This is a genomic window from Alysiella sp., from assembly GCF_030525755.1.
Lineage (GTDB): Bacteria > Pseudomonadota > Gammaproteobacteria > Burkholderiales > Neisseriaceae > Simonsiella.
In genome coordinates, this window is sequence record NZ_JAUNEC010000011.1 from 14,876 (window position 1) to 40,487 (window position 25,612).

The window sequence follows — 25,612 nt, forward strand, 5'->3', positions numbered from 1 at the left end:
CTGTATTTGCAATATGATGAATACAAGTTTTGAGATTACTCACATGATGCACATTACCGAAACCCCAATTACCCATGCCCCCAATATTGAAAGCCACGTTTCAGGCTGCCTGAAAATCAATGGCATCAATTATTACCAAGCCGTCATAGTAGGCAGTTGGCACATTACTGAATTGCCGTCCACATTCACACCACAAGATTTAAATACACACAGTTTTCAGGCAGCCATAGACGACAAAGCTGAAGTCATCATCATTGGAACAGGCGACAAACAACAATTCTTAAATCCCCAAATCAATATTGCCCTTGCCCAACAAGGTATAGGCATTGAATACATGAACACCGCTTCCGCTTGCCGTACCATCACATTATTACAAAGTGAAAACCGCAATGTATGGGCATGGTTGTGGGCTTAAATTTTCAGGCAACTTTTGAAAATTTGGCAAGGCAACGTCAGTTAGAAATAAAAATTGAAAAATCATGAAAATAAATGATTCATGTAGGGTGGGTATTTGAACCCACCCTTTTCAGGCAGCCTGAAAAATCCATAATCAGAGCGATAAACGATGGGTTCAAGCCCCCCTACGGAGAACTGGCAGGTCTGAACTTATACCTGTTGAGATTAAGGAGGCTGCCTGAAACAAATAAGGCTATCCCAAATGGAACAGCCTTAATTCCTACCCCAAAATTCACAGGAATTTTAATGATAACATCACACCAACGGGGTAATCCCAACCACATCCTTAACTTCTGCCAACAATTCACGTGCTTGGTGTCGTGTTTTTTCCGCACCCGCCTGCAAAATCGCTTCAATACGTTTTGGGTTCGCCATTAAATCATGGTAAACATCGGTTTTATCGTCCAATTCTTCACCAATTTTCGCCGCCAACAGTTTCTTCGCTTCACCCCAAGCCAAGCCCTCATTGAGCATTTTTTCAAATTCTGCCGTTTCTTGTAATGTGGCAAAGGCTTGATAAATTTCAAATAGAGGGCTTTCGTCTTTTTGTTTAGGCTCCCCTGGTTCTTTCAAATTCGTGATGATTTTGTTCACGGCTTTTTGACGTTGTTTTGGCGTAACAAACAGCGGAATGGTATTACCATAGGATTTGGACATTTTTCGCCCGTCTAAACCCACCAGAAGTTGCACATTTTCATCAATCTTCGCTTCAGGCAGCGTAAACAATTCTTTGCCAAAACGATGATTAAAACGTTGGGCAATATCACGTGCCATTTCAACGTGTTGGATTTGGTCGCGCCCTACTGGAACTTCATGAGCATTGAACATCAAAATGTCTGCCGTCATCAAAATGGGATAACTGTACAAACCCATTTCAATTTGAAAATCATGGTCTTCTTGTCCATTATTCACATTATCTTGCACCGCTGCCTTATAAGCATGGGCGCGATTCATCAATCCTTTGGACGTGATACACGTTAAAATCCAATTCAATTCCAGAATTTCAGGCACATCAGATTGACGATAAAACGTAGTGCGTTCGGTATCCAAGCCACAAGCCAACCAAGTGGCAGCAACAGCTTGGGTGGACTCACGTATCATGGCAGGGTCGTGGCATTTGATGATGCCGTGATAATTTGCCAAAAACAAATAGCTGTCCACATTCTCTTGTGCAGCAGCACGAATAGCAGGGCGAATCGCCCCCACATAGTTGCCCAAATGCGGAATGCCTGTGGTGGTAACACCTGTTAAAACACGTTTTTTGCTGGTCATAACAATTCTTTCCAAAATATTTTCAGGCTGCCTGAAAGGGTTGTCCGGCAAGCGGAAAAACAAAATTGCCATCTTATCACACCGCCAAACAGAAAACACGTTTCAGGCAGCCTAAAATGCAGTCTGTTTAAAATCGGTGGCTGCGATTACCGTGTACAGATTAGTCGTTCAACATAGAAATAAGACAAGGTGGCAGCGACCGCAGTGTACAAATAGTACATAAGGGGGCGCAACACAGTATTATTTCTATGTTGGACGACTATCAATAATAAACCGCTTTATTGACTGCATCCAATCAATAAAGCGGTAACAGTTTTAAAGCGGTTTCAAGGTGCGGTCGCCATCGGAATTTTGAACAGGCGTGTTGCCGTTGTTGTGAATATTGATATTAATGGGATTGGGAGAGGAAACATTGCCGTCCGTAGGGCGAGTGCATTGGTATTCCTGTTCCACACGATAATGCACACAGTTTCTGCCCAAATAAGCCAAACAGGTTTTGGCCACATAGTCAAACGCTTCGGCTCCCTGATAACCCCATGATACACAGCGTTTTCTGGCCAAAGCCAAACCCTGACAACTATCGGACGGCGTATTTATCTGCCGCGCCTCCGCATCATAGGCCAGTTTTATCATGCCTTCCGCACGGCTGCCTCCTGCCGTTTTCCATGCCATAGGTTGCACGGGGGACCGCGGCTGTACATACGCCGCAACACACACCAGCAAAGCTGCCAAACCTATTTTTCCAACCGTTTTCATTGCTAAATCCGTCCTAAATTATTAAGATTTGTTAAATTTAGCAAAAAAAAAAAATAAGATGCAAGCCATTCCCGTCAAGACAGACTTATCCCCGAAATCCCGTGCTAAAATTGTCTGATGTTTATCAAAATAAAGCAACAGCAACAGGCTGCAATCCTTTTTATCTCATGGTCAGCCGCATCTCTGCATCAACATTATTTTACATTTTCATTCAGGAAAACATCATGGCTGGCAACACCTTCGGACAAATTTTTACCGTAACCACTTTTGGCGAAAGCCATGGCGCAGGCTTGGGCTGCATCATTGACGGTTGCCCGCCCAATTTACCGCTTACCGAAACCGACATTCAAGCCGACCTAGACCGCCGCAAACCCGGCACCAGCCGCCACGTTACCCAACGCCGCGAGCCAGACCAAGTGGAAATTTTATCGGGCGTGTTTGAAGGCAAAACCACAGGCACGCCCATCGCCTTGCTCATTCGCAACACCGACCAGCGCAGCAAAGATTATGGCAAAATTGCCGAACAATTCCGCCCAGCCCATGCCGATTACACCTACTGGCACAAATTCGGTACGCGCGATTATCGCGGTGGCGGCAGAAGTTCCGCGCGAGAAACCGCAGCGCGTGTGGCGGCTGGCGCGGTTGCCAAAAAATGGTTGCGCGAACAGTTTGGCACAGAAATCATTTGCTGGGTAACGCAAGTGGGCGAAAAAGCCATTGCGTTTGAACATGAAGATTTGATTTCGCAAAATCCCTTTTTTGCCGCCAACCAATCGCAAATTGCCGAATTGGAAGACTACATGGACAGCGTCCGCAAATCGTTGGACAGCGTGGGCGCAAAATTGCACATTGAAGCGCGAAACGTGCCAGTGGGCTTGGGCGAACCCGTTTTTGACCGTTTGGACGCAGACATTGCCCACGCGCTGATGTCCATCAATGCCGTGAAAGCGGTGGAAATTGGCGATGGTTTTGATGTGGTGGCGCAACGCGGCAGTTTTCATGGCGATGAACTCACGCCCACAGGGTTTAAATCCAACCGCGCAGGCGGCATTTTGGGCGGCATTTCCACAGGACAAACGATTACCGCCAATTTTGCGATTAAGCCAACCAGCTCCATCGCCACACCACGCGAAAGCATAGACATTTACGGCAATTCGGTGGAAATTGCCACCCACGGTCGCCATGACCCTTGCGTGGGTTTACGCGCTGCACCGATTGCCGAAGCGATGTTGGCTCTGGTGTTGATTGACCACGCTTTGCGCCACCGCGCCCAAAATGCCGATGTGCGTGTGGCAACGCCCGATATTGCGCGTTTGGGTGGAAAATAAAATTTCAGGCTGCCTGAAACCATTTTCAAAGGGAAACATCATGCGACAAATCCTTTATTTTGCCTTGATTGGTTTAACTGCTTGCACTGCAACCCATTATCCCATGCGTGAAGATGTGGTTTTATTCAATCAAGCCGACAATATTTTTTTGCGCAACCACCAAAAATTGCCCGAAGTCTTACCAATTTACACCACTTTGGCAGAAAAAGGCTTTACTGAAGCGCAATTTCGTTTGGCAACGGCTTATGAGGATTTGGCTTATCAAAGCACACAGCAATGGGAACGCACGTCATACCGTCAGCAGTCAGTATATTGGTATCACAAAGCAGCAAAAAATGGACACCCCATTGCCCAAAACAATTTGGCTTTATTCTATGGCGTAGGCGTGGACAATGTGCTTTCACAGGATTTAGAGCAAAAGTTTGCTTGGCTCCAACGTGCAGCACAACAAGGTTTTGCCACCGCACAAAGTAATTTAGGTGTGATGTATCATCGTGGCGAATATGTGGCACAAGATTTTGATATGGCAGATTTTTGGTATCGCAAAGCCATTTTGCAAAATTATGGAACAGCCAAACAACATTATGAAAATCTGTTGCGAGACAGAATAAATCAATCCAAATAACTTTTCAGGCAGCCTGAAAATCACCTGACCATGCCAACTTGAATGTCATAAAACAATATGAAAATCCTGCTTGTTCGCCTGTCTAGCATGGGCGATTTAATCCATACTTTGCCAGCCATTAGTGATTTAATGCAACATTGCCCTGATATTGAGCTACATTGGTTGTGTGAAAACGGTTTCGCCGATATTGCACGACTGCATCCTTTTGTGAAAAAAGTGTTGCCTATGCATTGGCGCAAATGGCGCAAAAACCTGTTTCAGGCAGCCGTACGCAGCCAAATGGCTGATTTACGCACACAACTGCTATCTGAACGCTACGATTGGGTTTTAGACAGTCAAGGTCTGATAAAAAGTGCTGTATTTGCCAAACTAACACATGCACCGATTACGGGATTGGACAAAAACAGTGCACGTGAACCTTGGGCTTCATGGTTCTATGCGCGCCAATTTGCGGTAGAAAAAGGGCGTGATGCTGTTTGGCGAAATCGCCGTTTGTTTGCACAAGCATTTGATTATCAAGAAAATCATATTGTGAATTTTGGTATCCAAGTCCCAACAGACATTTGGCAGACCCTTTCAGGCAGCCTGAATTTGTCCACACAGTATCACGTTGCTTTACACGCCACCAGCCGAGACAGCAAACTTTGGGCACAAGAAAATTGGTTGCAACTGTTTCAGCTTTTACATGAAACAGACGGTTTACCGATTTATCTGCCTTGGGGCAATGCAGCGGAAAAAATGCGTGCAGAAAATATGGCTGCTGCTTTGCCTTTTTTGCGCGTTTTGCCAGCCTTAAATTTATTGCAAGCTGCCACTTTATTGCAGCATGCCAAAGCAGTTATCGGAGTGGACACAGGTTTATTGCATTTGGCAAATGCAGCTGATGTGCCATTAGTGGGCATTTACACCGACAGCGATCCCATCAAAACAGGCGTGCAAACTTCACCTTATGCAGTCAATTTGGGAGGAGTGGGACAAATGCCCGATGTTCAAACTGTATTTACAGCAACACAAAATGTATTGACTGCGAAAAAATAAGTAATTTAGCTGGTCATTTGCTTATTTTTTCACGATAATGCCGCCGTTTTTCACTTTTAATTTAGGGACAATTTATGAAATCATGGCGTTTTAATCTATTGGTTTTGGGTATGGGTGTTGCATTGAGTGCTTGTGGTCAAACACCTGCTGCAACAGCCACCAAACCACAAGCTGCTTCTTCTGTACCTGGCAAACCTACTACGGTGCTTTCGGTTACCCAAGATGTCCCCGAGCAAACCGCCAAAACCATTACCGCCAACTTGGAACAAAACTATGCCACGCAAAATCTAAAAGTTAAAAGCATTGCCAACACACCGATTTCGGGCATATATGAAGTGGTACTCGATGGCAAACAAGTTGTCTATACCGATACCAACGGTCATTATATGTTGGTAGGCGATTTGATTGACACCCAAACCAAAACCAGCTTAACCGAAGAGCGACAATCTCAACTGAATGCCATTGACTTTGATGCCTTGCCATTAGAAAAAGCCATTAAAGAAGTGCGTGGCAATGGTGAATTGAAAGTAGCGGTATTCAGCGATGCCGATTGTCCTTATTGTCGCCGTTTGGAACGTGAATTTGCCAAAATGGACAATATCACAATTTATAATTTCATGATGCCCATTCCTTCTTTGCACCCTGATGCCCATCGTAAATCAGTACAAATTTGGTGTCAGCCCGACCGCACAGTAGCATGGACACAATGGATGCGTGAAGGCAAAAGCATACCCAATGTAGCCGAATGCAACAATCCCATTGCCGAAACCACCGCTTTGGGCGAGAGTTTCGGCTTCAACGGTACACCTACCATTGTATTCCCCAATGGCAAAGTCCAAGCAGGCTTTTCGCCCATGCCACATTTAGCAGAAATCATCAAACAAAACCAAAAATAATCCACTTTCGCATAAGGCTGCCTGAAAGTATCTGATTGCTTTCAGGCAGCCTCATTATGATGATACCCACTCAATCAAACGGCTTTTTATGCCACCATTTTTTCTCTGCCAATTTAAAAACATCAATCTGTTTTTGTCCATCAAACTGCAAAATCAAGCCTCCTTGTTTATCAGTTCTCAATAAAGATACACCATGCGCACGCAAACGGGTTTGTACTGTTGGATGCGGGTGGCGATAAGGATTGGCAAAACCGCTACTGGCAATGCCATATTGTGGCGCAACCGCATTGATAAAGCGACCGCTACTGGACGATGCACTGCCATGATGTCCTAGAACCAAAACTTGACTGTGTAAACTGTCACCATAATGTTGCCACAACCATTGTTCGCCGCGCTCACCTAAATCACCTGTAAGCAATACCGCTTGTTCACCAAATTGCACCCGTAAGACGCAACTTAAATCATTGTCTGTACCTTGTTGGCGCGTGAAATCAATGGGTGGCGTTAAAAATTCAAAATGCACATCATCAATCGTCCAAGCTGTGCCATTGGTACAATGTTTGGCATCAGCATAAAATTCAGGCTGTCCTGCCCATAAGTTGTCCCAAGTATGCCTGTGCGACAAGTCAGAAAAACCACCATCGTGGTCATTATCGTGATGCGACAAAATCAAAGCATGAAAGTGTTGCACACCAATTGCGCGTAAATTGGGCAATAAAGCACTTTCCGCTACAGGCATTCCCGTGTCAAACAAAACCCGTTGAGATGGGGTTTCCAATAACACCGATAGACCTTGTCCCACGTCCCACACCGTCATTTTCAAGCTGCCTGAAAACGGTGGCGGACGATAAAACGCAAACAGCAACAACATCAATCCTGCCAATGGTTGCACGCGCAAACCCACAGGCAATAAACACAATAAAGCAGCCACTACCGCCGCCCCCAATAATGGCGCAGGTGCGTGTGCCATCGTTATTTCAGGCAGCCTTTCGCCCCAATACAATAAAACCATCATGCTTTGTTCGCCCAGCCAAGCGGAAAAGGTTTGCACAAAATCCACAGGCACAAAGGAAGCCAATAAAGCCAATGGCACCAGAACCAACGTAAAAAACGGAATGGCAATCGTATTGACCAAAGGTGCAAACACAGCCCATAAACCAAAAAAATGTACTGCTGCCACGCTACCCAATAAAAATGCCGCCCATTGCGCACGCATTGCCACTTGTATTTTAACAAAGCCATTCACTTGCGTTTCAGGCAACCGCCACGCAAAAACCCACAACAAAACCGCAACCAGTCCAAATGACAACCAAAATCCAGCCGTCAATACTGAAGCAGGGCGATACAACAAAACAACCAGCAATGCTGTCCACCATGTTTGCCACGAACCAATGCGCCCACGCCAAGCCCAAAAAACCGCAAATACGGTCAACATCAATAAGCTGCGTAAAGCAGGAATTTCAAAGCCCGCCAACGCAGTATAAACCGCCGCCACACAAACCCCGAATGCGAGTTGCCAAACACGCGGTCGCGCAGGCAAACGCGGTAAAAAACGCATAACTTGTTTACACAATATACCTGCCAACATACCCATCATGGTAATGTGCAAACCTGAAATGCTGATTAAATGATTGATACCCAAAGGACGAAATGCCGCCCATGCTGTCATACTCAAACCCGAACCGTCGCCAATTGCCAATGCTCGCATCAAAGCCGTGCCTTGTGGATAAGACATGAAAACCGTTTGCCAATTTTGCTGAATGCGTTCACGAATGCGGTTGGCCAAAATACGGGGATAATCCCAAAAGTTTGCTGCTGTTTCCACGCTTTCAGGCAACTTCTCACGATCTGCACCTATTGTTGCCATACCGTCAAAATCATTTGCCAATGCCCATGCTTCACGGTCAAAACCCACCCGATTGCGTGTGCCAATCGCGGCACGCACACGCGCTTTCACTTGCCAATGCGAACCAACTTGCCATGCACGCCCCAAAAAATCTTGCGCTTGAACACGAAAACGGCGACCATCTGCCGTATGCAGTGTCGCCGTAAAACGAACCCTTCCTCTTTCATCGTATTCAGGCAGCCCAATGACCGAAATGGAAACGGATTGGGCAGGCGTTTCATCTGTTACTGTCCATTGCTGCGATAAATCCCAACTGGTGCGTGCCACACCATAAATCATGCCTGATACACACAATACAATAGCCAATAATGTGCGTGTTTGTGGTGTATTGCCCCAACGTTTCAGGCTACCTGAATACACAATAATGCTTATGCCCAATAAACCCAGCCAAAACCAGCCCGTTCCGCGTTCAGGCAGATAAAAAGACAACATCACACCAACACAAAAAGTCGCCAAATAAAATGATGAAAACATGAATTAAAACAAATTCTGCGCTAATGAAAAAATCGGTCTTTTTGAGATTCAGACAATCTGAAATACAGGTATTCTCAATTCAATACGCCCAATACCGCATCTGCCACATCGTCCGCACTATTGGGCAATGCCAATGTGCGTGCATTTTCCGCCCATTGTTGGCATTGCTCGCGTGTTAAAGCAGCAAACACTTGAGCCAATTTTTCGGCAGTAAGTTGCGATTGAGGCAACAATAAACCTGCTTGCGCAGCAACAAAATGCCGTGCATTGGCGGTTTGGTGGTCATCAACCGCATGTGGGAAAGGCACCAATAATGCACCCGTACCTGCGGCTGCCAATTCGGCAATGGTCAGCGCGCCTGCACGACATAAAAGAATATCAGCATCACGATAAACTGCCGTCATATCCTGAATGAACTCAATACATTGCGCTTGCACACCAGCGGCAAGATAGGCTGCCTGAACGCTTTCTTGTTTACCGCGTCCACATTGATGAGTGATGATTGGGCGTTGCTCTGCTGGCAAAAGCTGCATGGCTTGTGGCAAAATCTCATTGAACACTTGAGCCCCCAAACTACCACCTACCACGCTGACTTTCAGGCAGCCTGAACGCTTGGCAAAACGTTCCTTCGGTTCGGGTAAAGCTGCAATTTCAGCGCGCACAGGATTGCCTACCAAGCCTTCTTTTTTCAAATGGGGAAAAGCGTGCGGGAAAGCATACAACACTCGTTTTGCCCATTTTGCCAGTTGTTTATTTGCCATACCTGCAACGGCATTTTGCTCATGTATCACAATCGGAATGCCTGCCAATTTAGCAGCCAGGCCACCAGGAAAAGTAACAAAACCACCGAAACCTACTACTACATCAATTTGATGACGCACCAAAATGGCTTGAGTTTGACGTAAGGCTTTAAACAACATCAAGGGCATAGCAAGTTTGCGTTTGAAGCCATTGCCACGCAAACCTTTCATGGCAATGGTTTCCAGTTGAATACCATATTGTGGTACCAAACGTTCTTCCATGCTGTCTTGGCTACCCAACCAAACCACATGATGACCACGCGCTTGCAGAACCTGCGCCACAGCCAAAGCAGGGAAAATATGACCACCTGTACCACCCGCCATCAACAGAATATTTTTGCGTTTATCATTCATGATGCTCCCCTTTATTTGTTAAATCGGTGTTTTCAGGCAGCCTTTCACGCGGGTCTGCCACATTAAAACCGCGTAACACACGGCGGTTTTCGTAGTCCACACGCAAAAGCAAGGTAAAAGCAATCATCATCAAAAACAATGAAGTACCACCATAAGAAATCAAAGGCAAGGTTAAACCTTTATTGGGCAATAAACTGATGTTTACACCAATATTGATGAAACTTTGTGCCGCTACCCACAAACCTATGCCAATGCCCACAAAAAAGTTAAAATGCAAATCCAAATCGCGTGCTTGTTTGGCAATGGAAAAAGCCCGTCTAATCAGCCACAAATAAGTGAACATCAAAGCAATCACCGCTACCATGCCCAATTCTTCACCCATTACGGCCAAAATAAAATCAGTATGTGCTTCGGGTAGAAAACCGTGTTTCACAACGGCATTACCCAAACCTTTACCCCACAAACCACCTTCATGCAAAGACATCAATGAACCCAAGCCTTGAAAACCTGTGCCTGTTGGGTCTTCCCAAGGTTTCCACATCACGCTGATGCGGCGCATACGGAAATCGCTGCTGAAAATAATCACAGCACAAGCCCACAAACCGATGCCTACTGCCGACCAAAACCATTTCATTGGCATATTGACCAAATACAATAGAGCCAAAAACAGCCCCACCACCACAATCGCCGAACCCAAGTCGCGTGTTAAAAGCACCAATGCCACCGCAATCGCAATCGGCACGGCAACCCATTTAACCCGATGAAAATCATGCAAAATGTCCACTTTTCGCTTAAAAAAGTCTGCTACATATAAAATGGTTGCCAATTTCAGCAATTCACTAGGTTGAAAGTTAAAACCCAAAGGTAATCTAATCCAACGTACTGCACCTTTTACCGTATCACCTGTCAGCAAAACCACAATCAAAGACAATATTGCCAAACCCAAAAGATAACGCGCCCAGCGTTGCCAACGCCACAATGGCACATAAGACAAAATCAATGCCGCAATCAAACCCAATGTGGCAAATTCAGCTTGACGAATCAAATAATAAAAGCGGTTTTCAAATGTGTTTTGGATAGCAGATGCCGAAAACACCATAACCAAACCCAAACACAATAAACACGACAACACCAAAACCAAGGCTTTATCGTAGTTATCACCATTTTTCAAAAGATTGGGGCGACCCAATAAGAAATTTTCGTTGAAAAAATAACTGTGCTTAAATTGAGACCACATCGTTGTGCATTCTATAAAAAAAACAAAGAGATATTTTTCAGGCAGCCATATTTATTTAAGTATGGTCGCTTAAAATTAAAATAGGATAAGGCAACAACGAGAGCCGTGCATATACCCAATACATAAGGGCGTTGGCAACGCTGTGCCATTTGTATGCATTTGAAACGACTATACAATAAGCTACTAAACATCACAAAGCATGAAACGCTTCAATAAATACTTGTGCGCGATGAGCATAGTTTTGAAACATATCCAAACTGGCACAGGCAGGACTTAATAAAACCGAATCGCCTACTTTTGCTACCGCATAAGCTTTTTGCACTGCTTCGGGCAAACTGTTACAAAACACAATTTCCACGCCACAATCAGCCAAATCTTGTGCAATTTTAGGTGCATCAATGCCAATTAAAAACACCGCCCGCACTTTATCACGCAGAACTTCACGCAAAGGTGTGAAATCCTGTCCTTTGCCTTGTCCACCTGCAATCAAAACCAACTTTTCAGGCAGCCCTGCAATCGCGGCGACGGTTGCACCCACATTTGTGCCTTTGCTGTCATCAATGAACGTGATGCCATTTTTTTCGCCAATGGTTTCAACACGGTGGGGCAATCCCTTGAAACTGGCAATGTGACGCACCAATTCACAACGTTGTATGCCAATCGCTTCACATAATGCCAATGCCGCCAACACATTGGCAGTATTGTGGCTGCCTGAAAGGGGAATGTCTTTTTGCGCCATAATGGTTTGATTTTGGTGTTTCAGGCAGCCTGAAAGCGAGTCAAAAACATAATCTTGTGCTGGGTTTTGCAACGAAAAATAAACGGTTTGCCGTGCTTCTCGCCTCATGGCTTGACACAATACATCATCGCCATTTAATACTTGCGTGCCTGTACCATTGAAAATCTGGTCTTTGGTACGCGCATAATCCAATAAATCATCATATCTGTCTAAATGGTCTTCGGAAACATTCAAACAAACCGCAGCATCAGCATCAAGATAAGCCGTTGTTTCCAACTGGAAGCTGGACAATTCCAATACCCACACATCAGCAGGTTTGCCTTTGCGTTGCAACCATGCTTGCAAAACAGGTGTACCAATATTGCCTGCCACTACTGTATCCAAACCGCTTTTTTTACACAAATGCCCCACCAAACTGGTTACGGTGGTTTTGCCATTGCTGCCCGTAATGGCAATGATTTTATCTGATTGATTTTTCAATAAATCAGATAAAATTGCCACATCGCCGATTACCTGACCGCCACACTGTTCAAATTCACGGATTTCAGACAACCTACGTGTCATGCCTGGACTTAACACCAAAACATCACATTCACGCAAAGCATCTTTTAGGCTGCCTGAAAACAAGGGAAATTCAGGAAATTGATGTTTCAATTGCTGTTCACGTTCCGAAGACAAATGGGCATCGTAGCCTACTACCTTCGCGCCAATGTGGGCACAATAAGCCAAAACCGACACACCCGTATCGCCCAAACCTGCGACCAAAATTGTTTTATTTTTGAAATCCATGATTTATTCTTTCGTTTCAGAACGCTGTAATTGCCCATCTTTGTATTCTTGCACTTGCACCGAAATGATGCGTGGCTCGCCCGTTGGCAAAGGTTTTTCCAAAAATTCAGCAATATCATTGGGGTTCTGCATGGCTTTTTCAGGCAGCATTTGCGGTTGATGAGCATCTGCCACATCGGCTTGCACTTCAATATTGGGCGAGACCACATTCACTTGTGAGGCACTTTCGCGCAAAGAAACCCCCTCTGCCTCAAGAACAGATATTTTTTTGCTCCAATCATTGGCAGTTTGACGCAATAACACCCCTGCGCTCATTTGTGGATAATCTGCGCCACCACGTTCACTGTCGCCCACCGCTACAATTTGCGCCACCACACGGCGACTTTTTGCCGCACGCACTGCTTTACTTTGCCAACGTGGGTCTGTAATCACAAAATGGGCAAGTGTATTGCTGCCTGAAAGCAAATTCTCGGCAAACTGTGCTTCCACTACTGTCATTGGTGCAACGGGTTCATTGCCACCGTCTAAATACAGCTTAAAACCCACAAACACACCACCTGCTGCAAAATTGCCTTGATTGAGCAAAGACAAGCGAATGTGTGGCTCACCATTGCGATAAGCAAATTCGCCAGCTTTAATCAGCAAATCTTGACCATTGCTCACGCCCTGCTCAGCTTGAACCAACACAGTCAAACTGGCCGCACTGACTGCCATATTGATCTGCTGCTCAGCTGCAAGTGTGCTGCTGTTGTGGGTATTTGATGATGTTGATACTGTATGCTGCGCCATGTTTTCCGTATTGTGGTGCACATCTTGAATCAAGCGATAACCCAAATACGCCATACCGCCCAATAAAATGGCAGCAGTCAAAGCCACCGCCAAACGCACCGAATGTTTTGCCAACATTTTTTTACTCTTCTCCCATGCTGCCTGAAACAGCACAAAACGGCATGATTTTAACATTGTTTAAACGGTTTCAGGCAGCCAACACATTAGGGGCTATTGACAATTACCGGATTTTTAAAGTGGATAAACCCACCAATACCAACACAATCGTAATAATCCAAAACCGCACCACCACCTGCGTTTCTTTCCAACCTTTTTGCTCGTAGTGATGATGAATCGGTGCCATCAAAAAAATTCGTTTTTTCGTGCGCTTGTACCAGCTTACCTGCAGCATCACACTCAAGGCCTCCACCACAAACAAACCGCCCATAATCACCAACACAAACTCTTGGCGCACAATCACTGCCACCGTTCCCAAAGCCGCACCCAATGCCAACGCCCCCACATCGCCCATAAATACCTGTGCAGGATAAGCGTTAAACCACAAAAAGCCCAAACACGCGCCACACATCGCCGTACAGAAAATGACCACTTCATTTGCCCCAGCCACAAAAGGCAATTGCAAATACGAAGCAAATTGCGCGTGTCCCGTTGCGTACGCAAAAATCGCCAAACCGCCAGCCACCAGCACCACAGGAAATGCCGCCAAACCGTCCAAACCATCGGTCAAATTCACCGCATTAGACGTACCGACAATCGTCAAATAACTCAAAATCAAAAAACCCACCACCCCCAAAGGCAAGGCAATCTGCTTGAAAAACGGCACGATTAAAATATTATTGGCCGAATTATTTGCCAAATAAAACAAAGCCAAGCCTGCTGCCAAAGCCACCGCACTTTGCCACACCATTTTGAATTTCGCCGACACACCCTTCGGGTCTTTATAAACCACTTTGCGCCAATCGTCATAAAAACCCAATGCCCCAGTTGCCAACATCACACCGAGCAAAATCCACACATACGGATTATTCAACCTTGCCCACAATAAAGTTGCCACCGCAATTGCGGTTAAAATCAGCGAACCGCCCATAGTAGGCGTACCGTTTTTAACCAAATGCGTTTGTGGCCCATCGGTGCGCACCGCCTGCCCCACTTTCAAAGCCGTCAATTTGCGAATGGTCCAAGGCCCGAGCAGCAGACTGAATATCAATGCAGTCAAAGCCGCCATAACGGCACGGAAAGTGGTGTATTGAAAAACATTAAATGCCGTAATGTATTGTTGCAGATACTCTGCCAGATAAATCAACATTCTATTTATTCCTGTGCGTCATTTTGATGTATGTGTCAAAGGTTTATTGTGCCACCTTTGAACAATCATATTCATGGTGGTGCAAACAGGCTGCCTGAAACAAGCTAGACACGAAACCCGTATTTTTTCACAAATCCCACATTCAAGCAAAAGGCTTTCAGGCAGCTTGTTCAAGATGCAACTCAATAAACCATTCACAGCCAAGCCAATGCAACCCAAAATTCATGATTTTCCATAATCATTCAGTTGCTTATGACAAGTGGAAAAAATTAGGACATTTCGTAGGGTGCAACTTGTTGCACCCAATCCTTGTTTGATTAAGAAAATGATGCAACAAGTTACTCCCTACATTTGTCCTGTTTTCAAATAAATTAACCATAAAGTCAATGATTTTTGTGGTGTAAGTGATGACAGCTACCGTTTTCAGGCAGCCTCAAAATCAATTGTTACCACATTTATGGTCGTTTCAAATTATGGTAAACCCAATAGAAAACAGGACACACAAAAGGGCGAACACCTAATCCGCCCTTTTGTATTAAACTGCCCAATTTACCTTACCATTGAAACAATGCGCCTGCGCCGATGCCTGCTTTGCCACGCGTATCCACAGACACATTGCCTTTCACAATCCAATTACCGCTATCGGTCATCGCAGAGATGCCCAAAGCAAAGCTGGATTGACCTCGATAATGCCCCGTTCCCACGCCAAAACCTGTTGCACCAGGGCGCGTAACCTGTGGAATGGCAATCTGTGCGATGGTGCCTGCAATACCTGCACGCGCATCTTTATCCACATCATCAATACGTTGGTTTAACTGATTAATGGCAGGTGCAACGCTGTTACTGATGCTACGCGCCACTTGATACAACTGCGAACCATTGATGGCATCGGTAGAAGTTTCCGAAATTTCGCCTGCCGCCACATTTTGAATGCGGCGTTCTGCTCCTGATGAACCCACAGAAACCGCACCTGCTGCTTTCGCACCTTCAAAACCGCCGTATGTCACGCCATTTACCGTAGCGGAATTGACTTCACCTGTTGCACCCGCCGTTGTAGCGCGTGTACCGTTTGTGCCATTGGTGTTCTTGGTTTTCAGGCTGCCTGCGCCTGTGTATGCACCACCAGCGCCCACGTCCGTAATGGCTGTACCCGCACCCAAAGCAACCGAATTTTTCTCGGTAACCGTAACACCATTGCCCAAAACAAAAGTATCCGTATCGGTATTTTTGATTTCATTATTGCGACCAATGGACACAGAACGGTCGGCATCAACCTTACTTTGATCACCAATCACAACCGAACTGTTGCCCTGATTGGTCAATTCACGTCCAATTGCAATACCCGCTGTTTTATCTTCTGCCACCTTACTGTTTGTACCAATTACAACACTGTCATTGGACAAGGCTTTTGCACCCAAACCCAACGCAATGGCTCTGTATCCCGATTCAGGTTTACCTACTCTAGCCTCAACGGCAGCTTGCGCCCCCTCACCAATCGCAATCGCATATTTGGCATAAGCATTGCTGTTGATACCCATTGCCAAAGAGCGATTACCTTGTGCATTGGCATTATGACCAATGGCAATTTCGCCATAGCCGCCAACAGCAGCAGTTGTTGTGTCATAGCGAGCACCCGATGACGCATTAACCACAGACTCAATCCCTGCTTTTGCCCCTTGTCCCAAAGCCAAGGAATTGGTTGTACCTGCTTTTGCTTTATAGCCCGTTGCTGTTGCCCCACTTTCCATTGCTTCACTCAAAGTACCCGATGCCAAAGACCATTGTCCTGTTGCCTGCGCCTTATCGCCCAATGCGGTTGCTGACCCCCTATTAGGTCCTGAAGAACCTATAATATCCTTGGGTTTGGCAATCGCCCAATGTCCAATCGCCATAGAGTTTTGTCCCTCAACATTCGCTTCATCACCAATCGCCACACCCGAAGCAGTCACATCTGTACTACCTGCTACTTTGGCATTGTAACCAATCGCCACCGATTTTTCCCCAGAAACTGAACTCTGTGTACCCATTGCGATACTGTTCTTGGAATCATATCCACCTGTTGCATTAATTGTCGCTGCTGTACCAATGGCAATACTGTTCATTGAAGCATTGCCTTCAATTTTGGCATTCAGACCCACTGATACCGCATTTTGCCCAGTAGCAACGGCATTCACGCCCACCGATACCGTATTTTGCCCAGTAGCAAGAGCATTCATACCTGTTGCCACTGCACCTGCTGCTGTGGCTCGCGCATTATTACCTGTTGCCACCGTATTCCCTGCTGTTGCTTGGGCATTTACACCTGTTGCAACTGCACCACTTCCTGTTGTCTGCGCCCCTGTGCCTGTTGCAACTGAATTACCACCTATGGCACGCGCACCCTCGCCTATTGCTACGGCACTTTGCACAGCATTTGCACTACCATTTGTACCTGTTCGAGAAATGGCAATACCATTTTGATTACGAACAAAGTCAGCTGCCAAAGCAGGAGCAACCAGCCCCCCTGCCAGTAAAATCACACCAGCAACAACACTTTTGCGGGTGCTTTTGCCTTTGGCTCTCACATTTTCCTGTACCACAGCCCAAGTTTGGGTAGTGGCGTTCCAAATGATGCGGTAAATTTTATTCATGATTTGACGCTCCGATTGTTTTGATAGATAAAAAATGCTTTTTGTGCTTTCAGACAGCAAAAGCATAAGTATAATGGAATGCACCATCTAAACTCAAACGCGAACTTGAAATAAGAAAAATAACCTTTTGTTTAAAAAATTGTCGCAGAGTGGGTACGGGCATCCACCGTTTTCACACAACAATAATTGATTTTCAAGCAGCCTGAAATCATTTTGTGTAGAGTGCGTATCACGCACCAAAATCATTGCAATTGCTTTAAATTTGGTGCATGGTACGCACCCTATAATCAAAATTGCCGTGTAATAAAAATCTACCTGAACAATGGTGGGTGCAATCACCCGCGCTACAACGGCTTAAATTAAATTTAGATACCGCATAGGTTTGTCCTATGCCAGTCATTTATTTTCAAGGAAACCTCATGATTACCCCTCAACAAGCCCTTATACGATTGATTGACAACAATGAATTGTTTTACGATGAAATGACGGATTTGATGCGTCAAATTATGCGTGGCGAAGTGCCACCTGAACAAATCGCAGGTTTATTGGTTGGCTTGCGGATTAAAGTGGAAACCGTATCCGAAATTGCCGCTGCCGCCAGCGTAATGCGTGAATTTGCGCTAAAAGTAGCGGTTAAGCAGCCTGAAAAATTGGTGGACATTGTCGGCACAGGTGGTGATGGCGCAAAAACGTTTAATATTTCCACTACTGCCATGTTTGTTGCCGCTGCCGCAGGCGCACACGTTGCCAAGCATGGCGGTCGTTCTGTTTCTTCGTCCAGCGGTGCGGCTGATGTGTTGGAACACATGGGCGTAAATCTGAACCAGACACCCGAACAAACCGCTGCTCACATTGAAAATCTGGGTTTGGGTTTCATGTTTGCCCCAACACATCATACTGCAATGCGTTATGTTGCGCCTGTTCGTAAGTCTTTGGGGTTTCGCACCATTTTCAATATTTTAGGACCTTTGACCAATCCCGCAGGTGCTGCTAATCAACTGATTGGCGTATTCCACTTTGATTTGTGTGGCATTTTGTCGCGTGTTTTACAACAATTGGGCGCAAAACACGCTTTGGTGGTACACGGCAGCGATGGTTTGGACGAAATCACGGTTTCAGGCAGCACGCGCATCGCGGAATTGAAAAACAGAGTTATTCAGGAATACGATTTGCACCCAGAAGACGTGGGGTTACCCGTTTACCCTGATTTAAGCTGCCTGAAAGTGGACAATGCTGCTGAATCTTTGGCGATGATGAATCGTGTTTTGGCTGGCGAAAAAGGGGCTGCACGGGATATTGTTTTAATCAATGCGGCAGCGTGTTTGTATGCAGGTGGCATTTCAGACAGCCTAAAAGAAGGTGTGCAACTGGCGATTGAAGCGATAGACAGTGGCAAAGCCCAAGCCAAACAACAGGCTTTTATTGCAGCAACCCAACAGGCTGCCTGAAAACATCTTGCTCGTATCAAACCCAATCTCAATAAGGAAAACCACATGAAATCAAGGTATTTTGCATTATGCAATCTGTTTGTGGTCGGCACTTTATTAACTGCGTGTTCACAAAGCCGAAGCCCAACACCACAAATCGCGCCCGATGTTGCCATTACCACCCCCACACCTGCACCTGAAATGCAATCGGGCGTGGTGCTTTATGGACAAATTCACGGTGGTACGGAAAATACCACCATGCTCAAACGTGATGCATTTATCGGTTTATTGGGCTCGACAACAAAAGCCGAATACATCAGACCAATCGAAAACCGCGAACGCTACGGTAAAATAGACAACAACCCCGTGCAAACTGTGGTACACAATCCCGTTTCTACATTCAGCATAGATGTGGATACAGGCAGCTATGCCAATGTACGCCGTATGCTCCAAAATGGTAGTTTGCCGCCCAGCAATGCTGTACGCATTGAAGAATTGATGAATTATTTTGGCGTGCGCTATCGGCTGCCTGAAAATAATCTGCCCTTTGCAGTACATACTGAAACCGTTGATTCACCTTGGCAAAAAAACGCCAAGTTAATCCGCATTGGCATACAAGCACAAGATTTACAAAGCAAAACGTTACCACCTGCCAATTTGGTGTTTTTGGTGGACGTTTCAGGCAGCATGAGTAGCGATGACAAACTGCCTTTGGTCAAACACACTTTGCGTTTACTGACCGAGCAACTGCGTCCACAAGATAAAGTGAGTATCGTAACGTATGCCAGCGGCGAAAAGTTGGTTCTGCCTCCCACATCAGGCAAAGAAAAAGACACCATTTTGCGTGCCATCAATGAATTACACGCAAGCGGCAGTACCGCTGGCGAAAAAGGCATACGCATGGCATATCAAGCCGCACAAGATGCCTATGTGAAAAACGGCATCAACCGCATTTTGTTGGCGACCGATGGTGATTTCAATGTAGGCATTACCAGCTTTGATGCACTCAAAGATTTGGTTGCCGAAAAACGCAAAAGTGGTATTTCGTTGACCACATTGGGTTTCGGTACAGGTAATTACAATGAACACTTAATGGAACAACTGGCAGATGCAGGCGATGGCAATTACAGCTACATTGACAATCACAACGAAGCCAAAAAAGTCCTACAACGCCAGCTGTCATCAACTTTGGCAACAGTTGCTCAAGACGTAAAAATCCAAGTGGAATTCAACCCTGCCACCGTAAAAGAATATCGCTTGGTCGGCTATGAAAATCGCCTCTTAAAGCAAGAAGATTTCAATAACGACAGAGTAGATGCAGGCGATATCGGTGCTGGACACAGCGTAACCGCCTTATATGAAATCATTCCTGTTGGACAACAAGGCTGGTTAGATACATCACGCTACCAAACCACCCCAACCGTTTCAGGCAGCCAAAATGAATACGCTTTTGTGAAACTGCGTTACAAATTGCCCAATCAAAAAGACAGCAAACTTATCAGCCAAGCCATTGGAATCCAAAGTAAACCTATTGCACAAGCCGATACCAGCACACGTCTCACAATCGCCGCAGCGGCTTACGGTCAAGCCTTGCGTGGTGGACAATACAACGGCAAAATGACATGGGACGACATTATCCAATTAGCCCAAACCGCCTCAAAACCCGACCCTTATGGTTTACACGAAGAATTTGTGGCATTGATTCAAATTGCCAAAAGTTTAAGCAGTAAACCACGTTAAAAATACAGGTCTAAACCCAAATACCATTTTATTCAATAAAAACCATATGCAACCCTTGCAATACTGCCAAAACAAAGCACAACAAAGCGGTTCCAGCTTTTTAGCAGGCTTCCGATTTCTCCCCACGCCCCAACGCGAAGCCATAACGGTTTTATACGCCTATTGCCGCGAGTTGGACGACATTGTGGACGACTGCACCGACATCAGCATTGCCCGCACCACATTAGCATGGTGGCGACAAGATTTGGCAAAAGCGTTCGTCCCCAACCAGCAACCAGAACACCCTGTTCATCAAGCCCTGCAACCCATCGCCGCCACTTTCAGGCTGCCTGAAAATGAACTGGTAGAAATCATCAATGGCATGGAAATGGACTTGCACCATGTCCGCTACGCCACATTTGACGACCTGCAATATTATTGCTACCGCGTAGCAGGCGTGGTTGGGCGACTGATAACGCGCATACTTGGTTTCAGACAACCTGCAACGCTGGATTATGCCGAAAAAATGGGCTTGGCATTGCAACTGACCAACATCATACGCGATGTAGGCGAAGACGCACGAATGGGGCGAATTTACCTGCCAATGGACGAATTGGCACGGTTTAACGTACCAGCACACACCATTTTATCCGCCCAAGCCACACCCGAATTTGCCGAATTGATGCGTTTTCAGTTCAACCGCGCCCAAGAAACTTATCGCCAAGCCATCTGCATGCTGCCTGAAAGCGACAAAAAAAGCCAAAAAACAGGCTTGATTATGGGCAGCATTTATTACGCGCTGCTTTTGGAAATTGAACGCGATGGTTTGGTAAACATTTTGAAATACAAAATCAAAATCCCCAATCCGCGTAAAATGCGGATTGCGCTAAAAACGTGGTTATTTGGGTTTAAACCATAATAAACATTTATTGCACCCCATATTTTCAGGCAGGCTTCCAGTACATGACCATAATTAAAAAAACGCACCCTATATCAAATCTTGAGACGGTCTAAAACCAAAATCACAGAGGAACCCTATGAAACACATCGCCATCATCGGCGCGGGTTGGGCAGGTTTGTCCGCCGCTGCCGAACTTGCCACACAACACCACGTTACATTGTTTGAAGCATCGCGTGTTGCAGGTGGGCGTGCACGTGGTGTGCTAGCAAACGGTTTTTCTTTTGCCGATAATGGTCAGCATCTGTTGATTGGTGCATATGCTGGCGTGTTCGCGCTACTTGATAAAGTGGGCGTGAATATGCGTCAAACCTTTGTACGCCAACCTTTACAATGGCATTTGGCAGATGGCGTGCGTTTTCAGGCAGCATCATGGTTGCCTGCACCCTTGAATTTATTGTGGGCAATTTTGACCGCACAAGGGTGTAAACTGTCTGAAAAAATGGCTTTACTCCAACAAATGAATGCGTTAAAAAAATGGCACCATGCCAATTTACCTGACCAATCGCTTGCATCATGGTTACAACAAAATACAGATGATTTCTGGCAAAAACAATTTTGGTTACCTATGGTATTGGGTGCGCTAAATACCCCTTTGGAACATGCCAGTTTGCGTGTATTGTGCAATGTGTTGGCAGATGGCGTGTGGGCAAAACGTGCCGCCAGCGATTATTGCCTGCCACGCATGGATTTAACCGCCTTGCTTGCTGAACCTGTTTTACAATATATTCAATCACATGGTGGCATTTGGCTGCCTGAAACACGCGTGGCACAGTTATCTTGCAAAAACGGTAAAGTGTGCGTGAATGGCACATGGTTTGATGCGGCAATTGTGGCGGTTGCGCCTTATCATGTGGCAAAATTGCTGCCTGAAAATTGGGGTAATGGTGTGCGTGCGGCGATTGAAGAATTGGATTATCACGCGATTACCACAATTTATCTGCGTTACAAAAAACCCATTAAACTACCTGCCTTAATGACGGGTTTTGCCGATGGCACAGCACAATGGCTGATTGACCGCACACGCATCAATGGCGCAAATGAAGTGGCAGCGGTTGTGAGTTTATCGGACGTTCTTTCAGGCAGCACCCCAAACCGCGATTGGGCAACAGCAGTACATCATGATGTATTGCGCATTTGTCCCAATGCTGGCGAAATTGTGGCACAACAAGTGATTACCGAAAAACGTGCCACCATTGCCAGTACGATAAACCGTAAGCTACCTGAAATGTCAGATTTGAACACAGCCAACATTTGGCTCGCTGGTGATTGGCTCTATCCGCGTTATCCCGCCACTTTGGAAGCAGCAGTATTGAGTGGTAAAGAAACCGCAATAAAGGTTACACGCTGCTTATGATAAAATATAGATTGATTACTCAACACGCCCCAATATGGCATAAATCTCATTTTTCAGGCAGCCTGTAAAAAAACAGCTACCACAATCCACAAACCCCACTCAACTTAAAATTTATGGCTCACTCTCCTTTGCTTACCCCATTGATTTACCTTATCCGCGCCCTGCCCCTGTCCTTACTACAAGGTTTTGCACGCAACATTGCGCGTTTACTCATCACACTCAATCGTCAAAAGCAACTGAAAACCGTACGCCTGAATCTGGCGATTGCTTTCCCTCATTTATCCAAGACCGAACGCGAAACATTAAGTGAACTTGCTTACCAAAACGAACTGCAATCCTATGCCGAATTCATCAAAATCTGGGCAAATCCAACACACAAAAACATCGATTTAATTCATTGCGTTACAGGAAAAGAATTATTGGAGCATGCCTTAAATGAGCAAAAAGGCGTGGTATTGGTCGTACCTCATTTCGGCACTTGGGAAGTCATGAACCCATGGGTCAGTCAATTTACCCCCATGAGCATCATGTACAAGCCCTTCAAAAATCCATACATAGACCAATTTGTTCGCGATGCCCGCAGCCGTGAACAAGCCATATTGGCAACCAGCGATGAACAAGGTGTCAAACAAGTCTTTAAAGCCCTCAAACAGGGTGGCATTACCGCCATTTTGCCCGACCACAACCCACAAATTGAAAATGAAATGAACACATGGTTTGACATACCTTTGTATTCCAGCCAACTGGTCGCCAAACTCATTCAAAAAACCCAAGCCACGCCCCTGATGCTCTACGCCATTCGCAACAAACAAGCAGGATTTGATATGTTCATTGAAGCCTTACCAGCCCAATTACACAGCAACAAACACAATGGCATGGAAATACTGTATCAATCCATAGAAAAACTCATTGAAAAATACCCCAGTCATTACCATTGGCATTACCGTCGCTTCCACACCAATCCACAATTACGAGACATTTACCGACAGGATTTTGAGCAAGCTTTAGCACAAGTTCAACAAGTACGCGAACAACATCAAACACAATAAATCATGTCTAAATCCGATGTCTTTCAGGCGGTTCAAAACAAATCACACCAAACAATCTCATAAAGCGTTAAAATACGCAAAATTTGCCATTTCAGAAAGCCCATAATGGAAAAAGCATTACACAATAAAACCATCTTAATCACAGGTGCATCACAAGGCTTGGGTGCAGAAGTTGCCAAAGCATGTGCCGCTGCTGGTGCAACAGTAATTCTGGTGGCGCGCAATCAGAAAAAACTGGAAACAGTTTACGATGAAATTCTTGCCACAGGCAGCCCCGAACCGTTTGCCATGGTATTTGACATGATGCCCGCCGAAGAAAAAGAATTTGAACAACTGGCACACACCATTGCCGAAGCCACAAACAGCAAATTAGACGGCATCGTACATTGTGCCAGCTATTTCTACGCACTCTCACCTCTGGATTTTCAAACCGTAAACGAGTGGGTCAATCAATACCGCATCAACACCGTTGCACCTATGGCTTTAACACGCGCCTTATTGCCCTTATTAAAACAATCAGATGATGCTTCAGTTGTCTTTGTTGGCGAATCACACAGTGAGACACCGCAAGCCTACTGGGGGGGCTTTGGTGCAAGCAAAGCCGCTTTAAACTATCTGTGTCAAGTCGCCGCTGATGAATGGACACGTTTTGAACATTTACGCGCCAATGTATTGGTACCAGGGCGCATCAACTCACCACAACGCATCAAAACCCACCCTGGTGAAGCAGCTTCTGAACGCAAAAACATGACCGACATCACACCCGATTTTGTTTGGTGGTTAAGCCAACAAAGTCGCGGACGTTCAGGTGAAATTGTGTATTTATGAATTTCAGGCAGCATCAAAAGCATTTGTCGCACAGCAAGCCATTGTGTACAATTCATCAAAAAACCATTACCACTTATGGAACAAAAACTTATGCTGTGGAATATCCCCATTTTTCTCACTTGGATGCGGATTTTACTGATTCCTTTTTTTACCGTTCTGTTTTACTTACCCGATAACTGGCTCAGTAGCCAACTGACCAATTTAATAGCTGCCGCCATTTTTGCCATCGCCAGTGCAACAGATTGGCTAGACGGTTTTTTAGCCAGACACTGGAAACAAACATCTGATTTTGGTGCTTTTTTAGACCCCGTTGCCGATAAACTGATGGTCGCAGTTGCCTTGATTTTATTGGTAAAATTAGACCGAACTCTAGCATTGTATGCCATGATTATCATCGGTCGCGAAATCACCATTTCTGCACTAAGAGAATGGATGGCACAAATGGGAAAACGCAACAGCATCGCCGTAGCCTACATCGGCAAATTAAAAACCGCTGCCCAAATGTTGGCGATTTTTCTTCTGCTGCTCAACTGGAATGATTTTTACGGTTTTAACTTCCAAATATGGGGTAACATATTGATGTTTATCGCTTCTGTTCTTACCATTTGGTCCATGTTCTATTATTTAAAAATGGCTTGGCAAGAATTTCGTTAATTTTTTACCGCAACACTTGACAAAAACACCAAAAGGTTTATAATTCGCAGCTTCTTTGCTTTACAGCAAAATTCAAGCGGGAATAGCTCAGTTGGTAGAGCGCAACCTTGCCAAGGTTGAGGTCGCGAGTTCGAGACTCGTTTCCCGCTCCACTCTGATTACGATGTACCAAGCGGGAATAGCTCAGTTGGTAGAGCGCAACCTTGCCAAGGTTGAGGTCGCGAG

Annotated in this window: 21 protein-coding genes and 1 tRNA gene; 13 read left to right on the forward strand and 9 right to left on the reverse strand. The window is 45.5% G+C overall.

Translation table 11 applies throughout. The features are described 5' to 3' along the window. Positions 1–16 precede the first annotated feature (16 nt). The gene (locus Q4B82_RS03640) at positions 17–415 is read left to right on the forward strand and encodes an Mth938-like domain-containing protein (protein WP_303065074.1); all 399 of its coding nucleotides are present in this window, start codon (positions 17–19) and stop codon (positions 413–415) included. A gap of 296 nt (positions 416–711) precedes the next feature. Here the strand turns inward: Q4B82_RS03640 and trpS are convergent, their stop codons facing one another. Further along, complete coding sequence (gene trpS / locus Q4B82_RS03645; RefSeq protein WP_303065075.1) at positions 712–1,728, reverse strand: tryptophan--tRNA ligase; 1,017 nt, start codon at positions 1,726–1,728, stop codon at positions 712–714. Positions 1,729–2,043: 315 nt separating this feature from the next. Then, positions 2,044–2,484: a YecR family lipoprotein gene (yecR, locus tag Q4B82_RS03650; protein WP_303065076.1), complete on the reverse strand. Its 441-nt coding sequence runs from the start codon at positions 2,482–2,484 to the stop codon at positions 2,044–2,046. Positions 2,485–2,708: 224 nt separating this feature from the next. Here yecR and aroC point away from each other — a divergent pair, with 224 nt between their 5' ends. From aroC to Q4B82_RS03670, 4 genes are all read left to right on the forward strand, one after another. Then, the gene (gene aroC, locus Q4B82_RS03655) at positions 2,709–3,812 is read left to right on the forward strand and encodes a chorismate synthase (RefSeq protein WP_303065077.1); all 1,104 of its coding nucleotides are present in this window, start codon (positions 2,709–2,711) and stop codon (positions 3,810–3,812) included. Positions 3,813–3,852: 40 nt separating this feature from the next. Further along, positions 3,853–4,437, forward strand: coding sequence for a tetratricopeptide repeat protein (locus Q4B82_RS03660; RefSeq protein ID WP_303065078.1), 585 nt, complete (start codon positions 3,853–3,855; stop codon positions 4,435–4,437). 57 nt (positions 4,438–4,494) lie between these two features. Beyond that, positions 4,495–5,475 (forward strand): lipopolysaccharide heptosyltransferase I, encoded by a 981-nt coding sequence (waaC, locus tag Q4B82_RS03665; RefSeq protein WP_303065079.1) that lies wholly within the window; start codon positions 4,495–4,497, stop codon positions 5,473–5,475. Positions 5,476–5,549: 74 nt separating this feature from the next. Then, entirely contained in the window at positions 5,550–6,371 is an 822-nt protein-coding gene (locus tag Q4B82_RS03670) for a DsbC family protein (protein WP_303065080.1), read from the forward strand. Positions 6,372–6,441: 70 nt separating this feature from the next. On the opposite strand, the gene Q4B82_RS03675 is transcribed toward Q4B82_RS03670, so the two are convergent. The 7 genes from Q4B82_RS03675 to Q4B82_RS03705 all read right to left on the reverse strand — a co-directional run bounded on the left by Q4B82_RS03675 (position 6,442) and on the right by Q4B82_RS03705 (position 17,395). Continuing rightward, a complete protein-coding gene (locus Q4B82_RS03675) occupies positions 6,442–8,751 on the reverse strand; it encodes a DNA internalization-related competence protein ComEC/Rec2 (protein WP_303065081.1) in 2,310 nt (769 codons plus the stop codon). A 74-nt stretch (positions 8,752–8,825) separates the two neighbouring features. After that, the gene (gene murG, locus Q4B82_RS03680; protein ID WP_303065082.1) at positions 8,826–9,905 is read right to left on the reverse strand and encodes an undecaprenyldiphospho-muramoylpentapeptide beta-N-acetylglucosaminyltransferase; all 1,080 of its coding nucleotides are present in this window, start codon (positions 9,903–9,905) and stop codon (positions 8,826–8,828) included. Next, positions 9,898–11,142 (reverse strand): putative lipid II flippase FtsW, encoded by a 1,245-nt coding sequence (gene ftsW, locus Q4B82_RS03685; protein WP_303065083.1) that lies wholly within the window; start codon positions 11,140–11,142, stop codon positions 9,898–9,900. Before ftsW ends, murG begins: the two co-directional genes overlap by 8 nt. 190 nt (positions 11,143–11,332) lie before the next feature. Then, entirely contained in the window at positions 11,333–12,670 is a 1,338-nt protein-coding gene (gene murD / locus Q4B82_RS03690) for a UDP-N-acetylmuramoyl-L-alanine--D-glutamate ligase (RefSeq protein ID WP_303065084.1), read from the reverse strand. Positions 12,671–12,673: 3 nt separating this feature from the next. Then, positions 12,674–13,633: a hypothetical protein gene (locus tag Q4B82_RS03695; RefSeq protein ID WP_303065085.1), complete on the reverse strand. Its 960-nt coding sequence runs from the start codon at positions 13,631–13,633 to the stop codon at positions 12,674–12,676. A gap of 46 nt (positions 13,634–13,679) precedes the next feature. Continuing rightward, positions 13,680–14,765, reverse strand: a complete 1,086-nt coding sequence (mraY, locus tag Q4B82_RS03700; RefSeq protein ID WP_303065086.1) for a phospho-N-acetylmuramoyl-pentapeptide-transferase — start codon at positions 14,763–14,765, stop codon at positions 13,680–13,682. 554 nt (positions 14,766–15,319) lie between these two features. Continuing rightward, complete coding sequence (locus tag Q4B82_RS03705) at positions 15,320–17,395, reverse strand: YadA-like family protein (RefSeq protein ID WP_303065087.1); 2,076 nt, start codon at positions 17,393–17,395, stop codon at positions 15,320–15,322. A 419-nt stretch (positions 17,396–17,814) separates the two neighbouring features. On the opposite strand from Q4B82_RS03705, the gene trpD reads away from it, so the two are divergent. The 8 genes from trpD to Q4B82_RS03745 all read left to right on the forward strand — a co-directional run bounded on the left by trpD (position 17,815) and on the right by Q4B82_RS03745 (position 25,539). Beyond that, positions 17,815–18,843, forward strand: a complete 1,029-nt coding sequence (trpD, locus tag Q4B82_RS03710) for an anthranilate phosphoribosyltransferase (RefSeq protein WP_303065088.1) — start codon at positions 17,815–17,817, stop codon at positions 18,841–18,843. Between the two features lie 45 nt (positions 18,844–18,888). Beyond that, positions 18,889–20,562 carry a VWA domain-containing protein gene (locus Q4B82_RS03715; protein ID WP_303065089.1) on the forward strand — a complete coding sequence of 558 codons (1,674 nt, stop codon included), beginning with the start codon at positions 18,889–18,891 and terminating at the stop codon, positions 20,560–20,562. Positions 20,563–20,608: 46 nt separating this feature from the next. Further along, positions 20,609–21,460, forward strand: coding sequence for a presqualene diphosphate synthase HpnD (gene hpnD / locus Q4B82_RS03720; RefSeq protein ID WP_303065090.1), 852 nt, complete (start codon positions 20,609–20,611; stop codon positions 21,458–21,460). Positions 21,461–21,578: 118 nt separating this feature from the next. After that, positions 21,579–22,856 carry a hydroxysqualene dehydroxylase HpnE gene (gene hpnE, locus Q4B82_RS03725; RefSeq protein WP_303065091.1) on the forward strand — a complete coding sequence of 426 codons (1,278 nt, stop codon included), beginning with the start codon at positions 21,579–21,581 and terminating at the stop codon, positions 22,854–22,856. A gap of 113 nt (positions 22,857–22,969) precedes the next feature. After that, entirely contained in the window at positions 22,970–23,905 is a 936-nt protein-coding gene (locus Q4B82_RS03730) for a lysophospholipid acyltransferase family protein (protein WP_303065092.1), read from the forward strand. Positions 23,906–24,010: 105 nt separating this feature from the next. Next, a complete protein-coding gene (locus tag Q4B82_RS03735) occupies positions 24,011–24,733 on the forward strand; it encodes an SDR family oxidoreductase (RefSeq protein WP_303065093.1) in 723 nt (240 codons plus the stop codon). Between the two features lie 90 nt (positions 24,734–24,823). Then, the gene (gene pgsA, locus Q4B82_RS03740) at positions 24,824–25,387 is read left to right on the forward strand and encodes a CDP-diacylglycerol--glycerol-3-phosphate 3-phosphatidyltransferase (RefSeq protein WP_303065094.1); all 564 of its coding nucleotides are present in this window, start codon (positions 24,824–24,826) and stop codon (positions 25,385–25,387) included. Positions 25,388–25,463: 76 nt separating this feature from the next. Continuing rightward, positions 25,464–25,539, forward strand: a tRNA-Gly gene (locus tag Q4B82_RS03745). Positions 25,540–25,612 lie beyond the last annotated feature (73 nt).

Coding starts and splice junctions, on each gene's coding strand:
- Q4B82_RS03640 (WP_303065074.1), top strand. CDS start 17: ATGAATACAAGTTTTGAGATTACTCACATGATGCACATTACCGAAACC.
- trpS (WP_303065075.1), bottom strand. CDS start 1,728: ATGACCAGCAAAAAACGTGTTTTAACAGGTGTTACCACCACAGGCATT.
- yecR (WP_303065076.1), bottom strand. CDS start 2,484: ATGAAAACGGTTGGAAAAATAGGTTTGGCAGCTTTGCTGGTGTGTGTT.
- aroC (WP_303065077.1), top strand. CDS start 2,709: ATGGCTGGCAACACCTTCGGACAAATTTTTACCGTAACCACTTTTGGC.
- Q4B82_RS03660 (WP_303065078.1), top strand. CDS start 3,853: ATGCGACAAATCCTTTATTTTGCCTTGATTGGTTTAACTGCTTGCACT.
- waaC (WP_303065079.1), top strand. CDS start 4,495: ATGAAAATCCTGCTTGTTCGCCTGTCTAGCATGGGCGATTTAATCCAT.
- Q4B82_RS03670 (WP_303065080.1), top strand. CDS start 5,550: ATGAAATCATGGCGTTTTAATCTATTGGTTTTGGGTATGGGTGTTGCA.
- Q4B82_RS03675 (WP_303065081.1), bottom strand. CDS start 8,751: ATGTTTTCATCATTTTATTTGGCGACTTTTTGTGTTGGTGTGATGTTG.
- murG (WP_303065082.1), bottom strand. CDS start 9,905: ATGAATGATAAACGCAAAAATATTCTGTTGATGGCGGGTGGTACAGGT.
- ftsW (WP_303065083.1), bottom strand. CDS start 11,142: ATGTGGTCTCAATTTAAGCACAGTTATTTTTTCAACGAAAATTTCTTA.
- murD (WP_303065084.1), bottom strand. CDS start 12,670: ATGGATTTCAAAAATAAAACAATTTTGGTCGCAGGTTTGGGCGATACG.
- Q4B82_RS03695 (WP_303065085.1), bottom strand. CDS start 13,633: ATGTTAAAATCATGCCGTTTTGTGCTGTTTCAGGCAGCATGGGAGAAG.
- mraY (WP_303065086.1), bottom strand. CDS start 14,765: ATGTTGATTTATCTGGCAGAGTATCTGCAACAATACATTACGGCATTT.
- Q4B82_RS03705 (WP_303065087.1), bottom strand. CDS start 17,395: ATGAATAAAATTTACCGCATCATTTGGAACGCCACTACCCAAACTTGG.
- trpD (WP_303065088.1), top strand. CDS start 17,815: ATGATTACCCCTCAACAAGCCCTTATACGATTGATTGACAACAATGAA.
- Q4B82_RS03715 (WP_303065089.1), top strand. CDS start 18,889: ATGAAATCAAGGTATTTTGCATTATGCAATCTGTTTGTGGTCGGCACT.
- hpnD (WP_303065090.1), top strand. CDS start 20,609: ATGCAACCCTTGCAATACTGCCAAAACAAAGCACAACAAAGCGGTTCC.
- hpnE (WP_303065091.1), top strand. CDS start 21,579: ATGAAACACATCGCCATCATCGGCGCGGGTTGGGCAGGTTTGTCCGCC.
- Q4B82_RS03730 (WP_303065092.1), top strand. CDS start 22,970: ATGGCTCACTCTCCTTTGCTTACCCCATTGATTTACCTTATCCGCGCC.
- Q4B82_RS03735 (WP_303065093.1), top strand. CDS start 24,011: ATGGAAAAAGCATTACACAATAAAACCATCTTAATCACAGGTGCATCA.
- pgsA (WP_303065094.1), top strand. CDS start 24,824: ATGCTGTGGAATATCCCCATTTTTCTCACTTGGATGCGGATTTTACTG.